General features: G+C 61.0%; 8 protein-coding genes. 3 read left to right on the top strand and 5 right to left on the bottom strand.

Annotated elements, in window-relative coordinates; translation table 11 throughout:
• Positions 1–70: 70 nt before the first annotated feature.
• The 5 genes from MTR72_RS02815 to MTR72_RS02835 form a co-directional block, all read right to left on the bottom strand.
• A complete protein-coding gene (locus tag MTR72_RS02815) occupies positions 71–1,453 on the bottom strand; it encodes an energy-coupling factor transporter transmembrane component T (RefSeq protein WP_280966225.1) in 1,383 nt (460 codons plus the stop codon).
• Positions 1,454–1,547: 94 nt separating this feature from the next.
• The gene (locus MTR72_RS02820) at positions 1,548–4,670 is read right to left on the bottom strand and encodes an efflux RND transporter permease subunit (RefSeq protein WP_280966226.1); all 3,123 of its coding nucleotides are present in this window, start codon (positions 4,668–4,670) and stop codon (positions 1,548–1,550) included.
• A gap of 29 nt (positions 4,671–4,699) precedes the next feature.
• A complete protein-coding gene (locus MTR72_RS02825) occupies positions 4,700–7,798 on the bottom strand; it encodes an efflux RND transporter permease subunit (protein ID WP_280966227.1) in 3,099 nt (1,032 codons plus the stop codon).
• On the bottom strand, positions 7,795–9,084 hold the full coding sequence (locus tag MTR72_RS02830; RefSeq protein ID WP_280966228.1) for an efflux RND transporter periplasmic adaptor subunit: 1,290 nt from the start codon (positions 9,082–9,084) through the stop codon (positions 7,795–7,797). Before MTR72_RS02830 ends, MTR72_RS02825 begins: the two co-directional genes overlap by 4 nt.
• Before the next feature lie 410 nt (positions 9,085–9,494).
• Positions 9,495–10,382: a hypothetical protein gene (locus tag MTR72_RS02835; RefSeq protein WP_341510054.1), complete on the bottom strand. Its 888-nt coding sequence runs from the start codon at positions 10,380–10,382 to the stop codon at positions 9,495–9,497.
• A gap of 133 nt (positions 10,383–10,515) precedes the next feature.
• Between MTR72_RS02835 and modA the strand changes: the two genes are divergently transcribed.
• From modA to modC, 3 genes are read left to right on the top strand one after another with little or no spacing between them, the layout of a single operon-like run.
• Positions 10,516–11,358 carry a molybdate ABC transporter substrate-binding protein gene (gene modA / locus MTR72_RS02840; RefSeq protein ID WP_280971093.1) on the top strand — a complete coding sequence of 281 codons (843 nt, stop codon included), beginning with the start codon at positions 10,516–10,518 and terminating at the stop codon, positions 11,356–11,358.
• A gap of 8 nt (positions 11,359–11,366) precedes the next feature.
• The gene (gene modB, locus MTR72_RS02845) at positions 11,367–12,065 is read left to right on the top strand and encodes a molybdate ABC transporter permease subunit (RefSeq protein WP_280966230.1); all 699 of its coding nucleotides are present in this window, start codon (positions 11,367–11,369) and stop codon (positions 12,063–12,065) included.
• Positions 12,062–13,195, top strand: coding sequence for a molybdenum ABC transporter ATP-binding protein (modC, locus tag MTR72_RS02850; protein ID WP_280966231.1), 1,134 nt, complete (start codon positions 12,062–12,064; stop codon positions 13,193–13,195). The genes modB and modC overlap by 4 nt, the downstream gene beginning before the upstream one ends.
• The last annotated feature ends 5 nt before the right edge of the window (positions 13,196–13,200 follow it).

The following is a 13,200-nucleotide window of genomic DNA, read 5'->3' on the forward strand; positions in this document are numbered from 1 at the left end:
GGATGCAAGGCCGCATTGGCGAGGCGGGGATCGCAATAGCGTAACGCCAATCAGCTTGAAAAACCATTCTTTAGGTCTTCGGTCCGTCCATATCACCACGCTCGGACTTCTGCCTGCGCCCGACGCCACGGCCGTGGCGCGACGATGATCCCTTCCCGGCCAACCCTGCGTCCTCCTCATCCGGCTGGTGCTGCTCGGGTCGTTGCCCCAATTCGCTGCTGTGTGGCTGTACAGCTGCTTCGCTTGAGGCCTTCGAACCCGACTCGGCGATAACACGCAGCACGATCACCGACACGAAGCCGCTGAGCACGCCGGCGATCAGATTCGGCACCAGCTTGACGGCGGGAAAGAGGTAGATTTCTGCCCGGGCGCCGAGCAGCAGCACGACAACAAATTCGGTCGCGGTGCGCGCGATGGCCGCGAAGAACCCAAGCACGCAATAGCCGAGCGCCCACGGTGGCCATCGCCGCACCAACGGCTCGCCGATGTCAATAACGAGGCCAGGTGCGACGTGCTTGAATATTTCCAGAACGCCGAACCGGCCGTCGCCCTGAAGAAAACCGATGATGCCCATGATCGAACCAGCCGCAGTGGCGCCCCACCGGGCCTGAGTCAGGCGCGCGGCGAGAACATACAGCGGAAACAATAGAAACGTCTTGTGCCCCGATGCGAATGGCAGACCCGGCAGGATCTTGAGCATCTTGAGTGACGCCATGCACAAGGCGATTCCCGCAATGACCGCGACATCATGAGCAAATTGAGCTTCAACCCGCGGATCGACATCGGAAGCTGCATGGGTTTCCGCAAGCGCAATGTTCTGTCGGATGATGTCGGCAAACGCGCCAATGTCACCTCGCAAGACCTGCCGCAAAAAAGCAAAAACTCCGGGCCTGGATGTGCGGCCGCGTGCGCCGCCCCGCCCGCGCCCCGTTCCGTGCGGGCCTTCGAGCAGAGCAAGAGTCCGGTCGAGCGCATGCACGAACAGCGGTGGCAATCGGAATGCATGCAGGCCATTGACAAAATCGCGACCGCTCCCGGTCAGGCGCACGACAGCCGATGCCAGCAGGACGGTCACGATCTGGAGACACATCAGCGCCGCTTTCTCGAGCCCGCTCATGTTGATCGTTAGCGACCAGCCAACCCATGGAACGGGCCACTCCGTCAGCACGTCGCTTGCAGATGGGCTCTCGGGCGGCAGCAGGGCATACATGCCAATCAGGAAGACGAACAGCCACTTGAGCCGCAAGGCCATGCGTGTGACATCTCGCAGACCGACTCGGCAGACCAGGAGAATGATGGCCTGGATTCCTGCAAGGCTGGGAATCACAAACCAGCGCGCCGGCGCGGTCAGCGAAAGCGCCGGCACAGCGAACGCAACAACCGTCACCGCGAGGAGGTACGAGACCTTCAACACGGCGGTCCTGGTAGGGGTCTCGTGCTGCATCTCGGTCACGCCGCGTCACTCCTCAGCCAATCCAGCGATGGCAATGAACGACGCGCTGGATCACGCTTGATCGGGACCGCTCCGATGTGCGTCTCGTTACCCATCACTTAGCCTGGATACCTCCCGCTGCGCCCGCGTTGGTACGCGTGCGCGAGGCGCGGTGTTCAAATCTGCGCTTTTCGACATCGGGCCGCAGGCGGTCGAGTGCCAAATACACGACGGGCGTCGTGAATAACGTCAGCACCTGGCTCACCAACAGCCCACCGATAATTGAGATGCCGAGCGGCTGCCGCAGCCCGGAACCGACACCCAGCCCGACCGCCAGTGGCACCGCCCCAAGAATCGCTGCGATGGTAGTCATCAGGATGGGACGAAATCTCAGACTACACGCCTCGAAAATCGCCTGCTCCGGCGAACGGCCGTATTCGCGCTCAGCGACGAGCGCATAATCGATCAACATGATCGCGTTCTTCTTAACGATGCCAATGAGCAGAATGATTCCGATCACGCCAATGAGATCGAGCGGGCGCCCAATCGCCCAGAGCGCCAGGATGGCGCCGACCCCGGCTGACGGGAGGGTCGACAGGATCGTCACGGGATGGATAGTGCTCTCGTAGAGAATACCGAGCATCACGTACACGGCGAAAAGCGCCACGGCGATCAGCACGGGCTGCGTGGCGAGTGAGTCCGTGAATGCTCGTGCATTGCCTTGAAAACTGCCCTGGATATGGCTTGGCGGGCCGAGTTCGCGGACCACGCGCTCGACGATCTCTGTACCCCGCTGGATGGGTAGGCCGGGCCGCATCGAGAACGTGAGCGTCACCGCCGGGGCTTGCCCTTGATGGGCGACGGCACTCATTTGGACGCCATGCTCGATTCGAACGACATTCCCCAGCGGGACCTGCTTGCCGCCTGGCCCCGCGACGTACAGCTTCGCCAACGAAGACGGGTCTTCCTGCAGCTCAGGAGCGGCCTCAAGGACGACGTGATACGTGTAATGGGGAGCGTAGATTGAGGATACAAGACGCTGGCCGAAGGCATCATAGAGAGTCTGGTCGATATCGTTCGGTGCCACCTGGAGCCGCGCGGCCGCGTCGCGGTCGATGACAAGCATCGCCTGCAAGGCGCCTACCTCGAGATCGGTCGTTACGTCGCGAAGATCCGGGAAGTCATTCAGACGCTCTACAAGGCGCCCTGCCCATATCTCCAATTCACCCAGATCTCGTCCCGTGATGGTGTACTGATATTGTGCCTTGGAGATCCGGCCGCCGACGCGCAACTCCTGGACAGGCACCATATAGAGTGCAACTCCCTGCACCTCGCGCGTCGCTCGGCGCAGGCGCGCGATGACGTGATCCGTGTCGAGACCGCGCTCGGCATGTGGCTTTAAGGCGATAAAGATGCGGGCCTGGTTCGAACTGGTGCCTGATTGACCGGTGTAGCTCCCCACCCTCGCGACCGCCGGATCATTGAGAAGGACGCTCATGAGCGCCCGTACCCTCCGCGTCATCGCTTGGAATGAAACGGTCATCGGCGCTTCAGCGATGGCAACAATGGCGCCCGTGTCTTGCTGAGGGAAAAATCCCTTTGGCACTTGGATCCAGAGAACAGCGGTGGCGAGGACGGTTGCCCCCATCGCGGCGAGAGTCGCGTTGCGATGTTGCAGGACGACCACGAGGGCGGCTTCGTATGCGGCGAGAAGCTTCTCGAAAATGAGATCAAACGCGGGTTTCCCCGTTCCCCTGCGCGCATGACCGAGATAGGCGCTCATGACCGGAATCAATGTCAGGGACACCATCGCGGAGATCGCGATGGCCAGCGCCAGCGTGACGGCAAACTCGCGGAATAGCCGCCCGATCATGCCCCCCATAAACAGAAGCGGGATCAAGGCGGCGATCAGGGACACACTGATCGAAACGACGGTGAAACCGATCTGGCGAGCGGCTTGGCGCGCTGCCTGGAGCGGCGACTCGCGATTTTCCATCCGACGGCTGATCGCTTCAATGACCACGATGGCGTCATCGACAATGAACCCTGTTGCAACCGTGAGCGCCATCAAGGACAGGTTGTCGATGCTGTAACCGAGCAGATACATCGCACTGAAGGTACCGGCAATCGACAGCGGGATGGTAATTGCTGCGGCCGAGGTGGCCCAGAGCCGCTGCAAGAACAGGAATACTGTAGCCACAATAAGTCCGAGGCTGATCAGGAGGCAGAGTTCTATCTCGTGCACGCTGGCGCGGATCGTCTCCGTTCGATCGCTCATCACCGACAGATCAACGGCCGGCGGGAGCCATGCCTGTAGTGTCGGAAGAAGCGCGCGGATGCGATCCACCGTCTCGATCACATTGGCGTTGACCTCCTTGAAAACGAAGACCAGCACGGCCGGCTGATTGTTGAACCACCCCGAGGTGCGGACGTTCTCGACGCTGTCGACGACCGATGCGACCGCATCGAGTCGGATCGGCGTGCCGTGGCGGGTGGCGACGATCACTGACTTATATTCGTCGGCCCAGCGCATTTGATCGTTGACGCGAATGACATATGAGCCGTCCGTTGCGTCGATGCGTCCCTTGGGTCCCGTTGCGTTGATGGCATTCAAGGCGGCTCGCACATCCTCAAGACCGAGTCCCATCGAGGCAATCGCAGCCGGGTTGACCTGCACACGCACGGCAGGCTTCTCGGAGCCGTTGACCGTGACTTGACCCACGCCCTCTACCTGGGAAAGCTGTTGCGCCAGAATCGTTTCTGCCGCCTCGTAGACCACGCCAGACGGAAGCGACGTGGATGTCAGCGCCAAGATCAGGACCGGCGCTGCCGATGGATTATTCTTGCGCCAGGTTGGTGGGTGCGACATACCCGCCGGAAGATCGGGTGCTGCCGCGTTGATGGCTGCTTGCACGTCGCGAGCCGCGGCGTTGATCGGGCGGTTAAGCTCGAACTGGGCGACGACGGTGGTGATGCCGAGAAGGCTCGTGCTGGTGAGCTCTGTAATACCGGCGATTTGCCCGATGCGCCGCTCCAGCGGCGCGGCGACGGCGGTGGCCATCGTCTGCGGTTCGGCGCCCGGAAGTTCCGCCGTTACCATGATGGTCGGATAATCCACCTGCGGCAGTGATGCCACGGGCAGAAATCGAGACGCCAGTGCACCGCTCAGCAGCAGCGCGAGCATCAGCAAGCTGACGCCGACGGGTCGTCGCAGGCACGTTTCCAGATAGCCCACCATGAACTCCGATCGTTTTGGCTCGTGCTACCTCATTCCGCAGCTCCCGGACTCATTCGCAAGCGATGGCGAAGCAGCGCCCGGACTTGGTCGAGCGCAACGTAGATGACCGGTGTCGTGTAGAGCGTCAGGAATTGGCTGAGCAACAAACCACCGATGATCGCAATGCCAAGTGGACGGCGCAGCTCTGATCCTGGACCGGTCCCGAGCGCGAGAGGAATGGATCCAAGAAGGGCCGCCATAGTCGTCATCATAATTGGACGGAAGCGCTTGAGCGAGGCCTCGAAGATCGCCTGCTCCGGACGCAGCCCTCGCGTCCGCTCCGCATCCAAAGCGAAATCGATCATGATGATCGCGTTCTTCTTAACGATCCCGATGAGGAGGATGATAGCGATCACCGCGATCAGTGACAGGTCGTTTCCCGTGATCATAAGCGCTATCAAGGCGCCGATTCCCGCGGAAGGTAGGGTCGACAGGATCGTAATCGGGTGAATGGTGCTTTCGTAGAGCACGCCGAGTACAATGTAGACAGCGACCACGGCGGCGAGGATGAGCCAAACCTCACTTGCGAGTGAGGCTCGGAACTCGGCGGCCTCACCGGCGAATGAGCCGATGACGGAATTGGGCATGCCAATCGCCGCCTCTGCTTCGCGCAAGGTCTGCACCGCCCGTCCGAGTGAGACACCCGGCGCCGGGTCGAAGGAGAGCGTGACGGACGAAAAAAGGCCCTGATGTGTGATCGCAAGTGGCGCGTTACCAAGCCTTACCGTGGCGAAGCTTTCGAGCGGAACCTGTGCGCCCTGACTCGATGGCACGTAAAGGCGTCCCAAGTCAGCTGGATCGAGCTGGAAGTCCGGCGCCACCTCTAATACGACGTGATACTGGTTCTGCTGCGTATAGATGGTCGAGACTTGACGCTGCCCAAAGGCATCGTAAAGCGTATCGTCTATTGTCTGCGAGAGCACTCCAAGGCGTCCGGCCTTGTCGCGATCGATAACCACGTCGGCAGCGAGGCCGCCCGGCTGTTGGTCGCTCGCTACGTTCTGGAGCAACGGCGTCAAGCGCAGTTTTTCGAGCAACCGCCGTGCCCACTCGGCCAACTCCACCGGGTTTGCGTCGACCATGATGTATTGGTACTGCGTTCGACTGGTGCGCGTCCCAATCTGAATTTCGGGTGCGGGCTGGAGGTAGACCGAGAGGCCCTCCACCTCCGCCATAGCGGTACGGAGCCGCCCTGCGATTTCGGCAGCCGTGTCGGTCCGTTGGTCGCGTCGCTTGAGCACGATTGTCATGCGCCCGGTGTTCGGTGTCGCATTGACAAGTCCGACGCCAACGAACGAGTCAACGCCACCGACATCTCGATCGCGGCGGGCGATCTCAGCGGCCTTCATCTGCAGCCGCACCATCTTCTGAAACGAAATTCCGGGCTCCGCATCCGTCGTCGCAACGATGACACCCGTGTCCTGGACAGGCAAGAAGCCCTTAGGAACCAGCACGTACAGCGCCACGGTAGCGACCAGTGTCGCCGATGCAACCGCGAGAGTGGTTGCCTTTTGCCGCATCACCCACGCGAGGCTTCGTTCGTAGAGCGCTAGGCTCGTCGCGAATGCCCGCTCAGAGGCACGCAGGAACGCGTTGCTGGGCTGCTCCTGCTCCCTACGCAAGAGGTGCCCGCACATCATTGGGGTGAGCGTCAGCGATACGATGGCCGACACAACGATGGTAACCGACAGTGTCAGCGAGAATTCCCGAAACAGTCGCCCGACGATTCCCTGCATAAACAGAAGCGGGATGAACACCGCAATAATCGAGACCGTCAGGGAGATGATGGTGAACCCGATCTGACGTGCGCCCTCATAGGCGGCTTCCAGCGGTGCCTCTCCAGCCTCGATATGGCGCACGATGTTCTCGATCATGACGATCGCGTCGTCGACCAGGAAGCCGGTCGCGACCGTGAGCGCCATGAGGGAGAGATTGTCGAGGTTGAATCCCGCCAAATACATGACGCCGAACGTACCGATGATCGAAAGCGGGATGGCGACGCTCGGGATAACCGTCGCCCAGAAGCGACGGAGAAACAGAAAAATCGCGAGCACGACCAATCCGACGGTGAGCATCAGCGTGAACTCGACATCGGCAATGCTGGCCCGAATGGTCTCAGTGCGATCACTCAGGATCGTCAACCGAATGTCTTGCGGCAGGGCCGCTCGCAGCCGCGGCAGAAGCTCGTGAATCCGGTCGACCGTCTGGATAGTGTTGCTCCCGGGCTGGCGCTGAATGTCGAGTATGACGGCTGGTCGACCGTTGAACCAAGCGCCGACTTTCGCGTTCTCGGCCCCATAGACCGCGCTACCGACATCGCCTACGCGGACGGGAGCTCCGTTTCGGTACGCAAGGATCACGTTTGTATAGGCGTCAGGTGCCAGAACCTGGTCATTAGCCCCTATCATGAATGCTTGGTGGGGGCCGTCGAAGCTGCCCTTAGGTTGATCAACATTCGTGCGACCCAGGGCTGTACGGACCTGTTCCAGGCTTAGACCGTATGCCGCGAGCTGGACTGGGTTGACCTGGATCCGCACCGCAGGCTTCTGCCCGCCCTGGATCATCACCGCGCCGACGCCGGTTACTTCGCTCAGCTTCTGCGCCAGCACCGTATCGGCGAGATCCTGGACTTTCGTGATCGGCTGCGTGTCGGACGTAAGCGCCAGGATGAGGATCGGCTGGTCCGCCGGATTCACTTTTTTGTACACTGGCGGGTATGGAAGGCCACTTGGCAGCGAAGCTGCAGCTGCGTTGATGGCCGCCTGTACGTCCTGCCCAATCGCGTCAATGTCCCGGTCAAGGACGAATTGCATGGTGATCACGCTGATTCCAAACGAGCTTGTCGACGTCATCAGCGACAAACCTGCGATCTGTCCCAACTGCTGCTCGAGCGGCGTCGTGACCAGCGATGCAGTTGTGTCCGGGCCTGCACCGGGAAGCTGTGTCGAGACTTGGACCGTCGGAAAGTCGATCTCCGGCAATGAGGAGACTGGAAGCAAACGAAATCCAAGCGCTCCGGCAACAAGGATCGCGACACTTATCAATGAGGTCGCGACCGGACGGGCGATGAAGGGCGCGGACACGCTCATGGCGGCCGCCGATGCCGCCGATTCGGCGCTGCTTCTGGACGCGTTGGGGACGTGATCTGTGGGGCGGAGATGCCGCTTTCGGCGTCAGCCGTAGCCTCAGTCGGAGTCACACTCGCGCCCGGCCGCAGTTGCTCCTGGCTGGTGACAACGACTTTCTGACCAGGTTCGAGGCCGGATTCGACAAGTGCCACGTTGCCTTCGATCTGGCCGACTCGGATCGGTCGCATCTCGACCCGGTTCTCGGGATCGACCATGTAAACAAACGTGCCGCTTGAATTACGCTGGACGGCGGCACTGGGCACGACGGTGCCGTCCTTGACGGTGTCGAGCCTTACACGGACGTTGACGAACTGCCCCGGCCAAAGCTTGCGCTCGGTGTTGGCGAAGGTGGCCTTGAGTCTGATCGTGCCGGTCTGAGGATCGATGCGATTATCGAGAACCGCAAGGACGCCCTCTTCCCACAATCTCTTCCCGTCTGCATCAAGCGCCGCCACCGCAACTTTCCCTTTGGCGAGCGCGCGATTCACCGTCTCGAGATGCTGTTGGGGTAGAGAAAAGGCGACCGAGATCGGCTCCAATTGCGTGATGATGACTATTCCACTCGACTCCCGCGCGCGAACGAAATTTCCCGCGTCAATGAGCCGAACTCCTGTGCGCCCGGAAATCGGCGCCCGGATGCTGGTGTATTCGAGTTCCAACGCGGCGGCATCGATATTCGCCTGGTCCGTCTGCAAGGCCGCTTCCAGTTGCCGGACCACCGCCCGCTGGGTGTCCACGGTCTGCTGCGTTGCAAACTGACCAAGCTTGACAGCGCGATCGAGATCGAGCTTCGCGTTGGCCAGTTGAGCTTCGTCCTTCGCCTTTATGCCTTGGACCTGGCTGAGCTTGGCCTCGTAGGGACGCGGGTCGATCTGGGCCAGCAGATCACCAGCCTTTACCTCCTGACCTTCAGTGAATTCGACTTTCTGGAGGAGACCGTCGACTCTCGCTCTCACCGTGACAGTATTGAAAGCTTCAACGGTGCCAATGCCGTCAACATTAACCGGCACATCCTGACGGACCACTGGAGTCGTGACGACGTCGATCGGCCCACTGAAGCGATGCCTGCCGCGGCCACCGCCGCCTCCTCCTCCGCCTCCGCCGCCGCCTCCACCCCCGCCACGATAGGCACTTGCTACATCCGCATCGTCGCGAGTACGGGTAGCCCCGGCCTGGTCATATGCGTACCACGCGGCCGCGGCGGCCGCGATCAAAAGAACGCCCCCGGCGCGGATCGCATTCAACATGGGGGATCATCCACCTGCGCATACTGTAGGCCCGCCTGGGGAAATTGGCAAAAATTGCGCTAGGAGCTTGAAGAGCCTCTCAAGCGTTATCCTTGGTGGTTTTGAAAGGTTCCCTTTCCATCGAGGAGGTTACGTATGCGTTGCCTATCCATCCTCGCCTCAGGCTTCTTATTCCTCTGGCTTGGCGTCGGCGGTGCCGACGCCGCTCCCGGCCCGGCTCGGCTGGCGCAGCCGGAGGCGTCCCTCACCCAAGCGCAGTACTATCCCGGCTGGCGGCACCACCCTGGCTGGCGTTGGCGGTACGCTTACGCTCAGCGGTACGCTTATCCGGGTGGGCACCGTTATCGGGGCTGGCGTTGGCGGCACCCCGGTTGGCGTTGGGGCTATTAGCGTAGGGACATCGCAGGAACTCATCTGCGGTCCTGCGGCTGAAAGGTCCTGTCAGTCTGTGTTTCGGGTCGCACAGACGGGGTGACCGCCATGTAGAAGGTGCCGACTAGCATTATTGACGCGATCAAGCTGGCAAGCACCTTTTTAGCAGGTGTCGCGTCCGACCTCCGCAGCAGAAGGATCGACCAGAGTAAGAGAGACATCGCGTACGCAGCGCCAGCAAAAGCAGCGTATGTCGCGAAGAACCGAAGACTGGGCTCAAAAGTTTCAGTCGAAAAGAACGTGAACGCCGCATAGAGCAGGACGCAAGCGGTTAGCAGCGACAGAGCTTGCAGCGCAAAGCGCCGAACGAAGCCCGTTCGTACCCCAAATATCATTAGCGAGAACCAATAGAACTCCTCGGCTAGAATGACGAAGAGCACGGCCGCTCCACCAATTCGGACCGGGTCCGGCGTTTGGCGAATAAGGGTTTGAACTGCGGCAATCAGAGCGGATCCTGCGGTCCAGGCCATGAAAGCAATGAGCGCCATCGCGGCCGCGATTGCCCAGACCAGCGTAGAGCTCCGCGATCGCTTCGCTAAATTTTCTGGTCCCGAGCCTAATCCCTGAATGGCTGACCGGCCGCTCTCCGCTTTCGAGCGGTTGCTTCGGTAGCGAGCTTCCCTCACTTCTTCGGCTTGCTTGGCTTCGTCAAAAATGTTCAGCTCCGATACTGGGCGCCAGCGCTGCGTTTCATGGTCCAGGAACAACGACCGGGGTTCGACCGCGCCGGATCGGATGGCCACGATCCAGTCTGACAAATCTGACATGGTTCGCTCGACGCCGTCCGCGCCGATCACTCGATATGCGGTGCCCGCCGGTAGCTCAGGGTGGGCGATTGCACCTGGGCCCTTCGAAGCCTTGACCATTTATGTCTTCCCCGAATGGGTTCGGGAGCCGCTTGCGTTTGCAACGTTTGGCTTTGGTGAAAGTTACTCAGGGACGCTGTCACAAGGCGAGAGCATTCCGGCTGGAGGGTCCGTGCCTAACACCCATGTCAGAATGCCTGAACGCGTGCGCCGGAAACCCGCCTCTCAGCCGTGCCTACGTTCGGGGGCGAAGATCCGAAGCGCCACGTGCCTTTTGCTTTGCGCGGCTCTACTTGCCCTAGTTTACACTGGCAATGCGCGACCGGCTCAGGCCCAGCATGCGGACGTGCTCGTCTTTGCCGCGGCCAGCCTGAAAACTGCCCTCGACGAGATCAACACCCAATGGCACGAACGCACGGGCAAACATGCCGCAATCTCGTACGCCGCGAGCTCAGCGCTCGCCAAGCAAATCGAGCTGGGAGCGCCAGCCGACCTCTTCATCTCTGCCGATGAGGATTGGATGAACTATCTCGCCGAACGCAAGCTGATCAAGCCGGAAACGCGTTCGGATCTCGTCGGCAACCGCCTTGTGCTTATTTCGTCAAAAGGCACCGACCTCCATGTGAATATCGCGCCCGGATTTCCCTTAGTGTCGCTTCTTGGACAGGGACGCCTCGCGATGGCCGACACGGACGCGGTCCCGGCCGGAAAGTACGGCCGGGCGGCTCTAGAGGCGCTCGGCGTCTGGCAGTCGCTCAAGGGCCGCATCGCCCAAGCCGAAAACGTCCGCGCCGCGCTGATCATGGTCTCTCGAGGCGAAGCCCCGCTCGGCATCGTCTACGAATCCGATGCAGCGTCGGACCCAAACGTATCGCGCGTGGGGACCTTCCCGGAGAACACGCACCCTCGCATCGTTTATCCGATCGCGGTCACAGCCAGTTCGACGAAGCCGGCCGCGGGTGCCTTCGTCGATATGCTCAAGACGCCGGAGGCGCGCACTAAGTTTGAGAAGGAAGGATTCACGACACTGAAGTGAGGCCAGCCATGCTCACGCTAACGCCCGAAGAACAAGTCGCCGTCGAACTAAGCATACGGGTTTCTTTGTGGGCGACCGTGACGAGCCTGCCGCCGGGGGTTGTCGTAGCCATGCTGCTGTCTCGGGGACAATTCTGGGGCAAGCCGATCTTGAACGGAATTGTGTTTCTGCCCCTGGTTCTTCCGCCCGTGGTTACAGGCTATATCCTCCTTCTCTTGTTTGGCCGGCGAGGACCGCTCGGCGCCTTCCTCGCCGACAACCTTGGAATAGTGTTTGCCTTCCGGTGGACCGGCGCAGCGCTCGCTTGCGCCGTGATGGGATTCCCACTCTTGGTCCGAGCGCTGCAGTTGTCCATAGACGCAATCGATCGCGGGCTCGAGGACGCGGCCGGAACGCTCGGCGCCAATTCCGGCTGGGTCTTCGTGACGGTGACCTTGCCGCTCATTTTGCCGGGCATCATCGCTGGCACAATTCTTTCGTTCGCGCGCGCCATGGGAGAGTTCGGCGCGACCATCACCTTCGTTTCAAATATTCCGGGCGAAACCCAGACGCTTCCTTCGGCTATCTACACGTTCACACAGGTACCGGGTGGCGACATTGCCGCGTTCCGCCTCACGGTGATTGCGATTGTGGTATCGATGTCCGCTTTGCTCATCTCGGACGCAATCGGCTACTTCGTCGGACGGCGTATCGGAGTGAAGCGATGATCCAAGTCGACGTACAGCACCGTCTCGGCTCGTTCGAGCTCAACGCCCACTTTATCAGTGACGGGCGGATCACCGCGCTCTTTGGCCAGTCCGGCTCCGGCAAGACGTCGCTGGTCAACATTATTGGCGGCCTTATTCGCCCTGACCGCGCCTATATCTCGTTGAACGGCGACGTTATCGTCGACACAAAGCATAAGGTGTTTGTGCCAAAGCATCGCCGCCGGGTCGGGTATGTTTTCCAGGAGGGGCGGCTGTTCCCACATCTTACCGTGCGCCAGAACCTCCTATACGGCTGGTGGTTCACGCCGGCGAGCAAACGCATTGGCCAGCTTGCACCGATCGTCGACCTGCTCGGGATCGACCATTTACTTGATCGTCGTCCGGGCTCGCTTTCCGGCGGCGAGAAACAACGAGTCGCGATAGGACGGGCCTTGCTGGCTACGCCACGGCTGCTGCTGATGGATGAGCCGCTCGCTTCACTCGACGAAGCGCGGAAGGCTGAGATCCTGCCTTATCTGGAGCGCCTGCGCGACGAGACCGAAGTGCCCATTATCTATGTCAGCCATTCGGTGCCGGAAGTTGCACGTCTGGCGAGCACTATGGTCGTGATGACAGATGGTGTCGTCGTAGCGACGGGACCGACCTCCGATATCATGGCGCGCCTGGATCTGGTCCCGTTCACCAATCTTGTGGAGGCAGGGGCTGTTCTCGAAGCCGAGATCCTCGAGCACGACGAGCAATTTGGGCTGACCGTATTGGGCCTCTGCGGAGGCAGGCTCTGGGTTCCGCGTCTCAACGAGCGCATTCCTGGCAGCAAGGTCCGGGTGCATATCCGCGCTCGCGACGTAATGATCAGCACGCGCCGCCCTGAAGGACTTAGCGCGCTGAATGTATTGCGCGGAGTCGTTGCGGAGCTCGCTCCGCAGCGTGGGCCTATCCTGGATCTGCGTCTCGATTGCGGCGGGCAGGCGATCCTAGCGCGTCTGACGCAGCGGTCGGTCGAGACGCTTGGTTTGACGCCAGGCACGCCGGTTTACGCGGTGATCAAGACCGTGGGGTTCGATAGGCAGACGCTTGGGGCCGCCTTCCCTCAAGCCAATGGCGCCGACACGACAGCCATTCCGATGTGAGGCCG

This window comes from Bradyrhizobium sp. ISRA442 (assembly GCF_038085055.1).
Taxonomy (GTDB): Bacteria; Pseudomonadota; Alphaproteobacteria; order Rhizobiales; family Xanthobacteraceae; genus Bradyrhizobium.

Coding starts and splice junctions, on each gene's coding strand:
- MTR72_RS02820 (WP_280966226.1), bottom strand. CDS start 4,670: ATGGTGGGCTATCTGGAAACGTGCCTGCGACGACCCGTCGGCGTCAGC.
- modA (WP_280971093.1), top strand. CDS start 10,516: ATGCCTGAACGCGTGCGCCGGAAACCCGCCTCTCAGCCGTGCCTACGT.
- modB (WP_280966230.1), top strand. CDS start 11,367: ATGCTCACGCTAACGCCCGAAGAACAAGTCGCCGTCGAACTAAGCATA.
- MTR72_RS02835 (WP_341510054.1), bottom strand. CDS start 10,382: ATGGTCAAGGCTTCGAAGGGCCCAGGTGCAATCGCCCACCCTGAGCTA.
- MTR72_RS02825 (WP_280966227.1), bottom strand. CDS start 7,798: ATGAGCGTGTCCGCGCCCTTCATCGCCCGTCCGGTCGCGACCTCATTG.
- modC (WP_280966231.1), top strand. CDS start 12,062: ATGATCCAAGTCGACGTACAGCACCGTCTCGGCTCGTTCGAGCTCAAC.
- MTR72_RS02830 (WP_280966228.1), bottom strand. CDS start 9,084: ATGTTGAATGCGATCCGCGCCGGGGGCGTTCTTTTGATCGCGGCCGCC.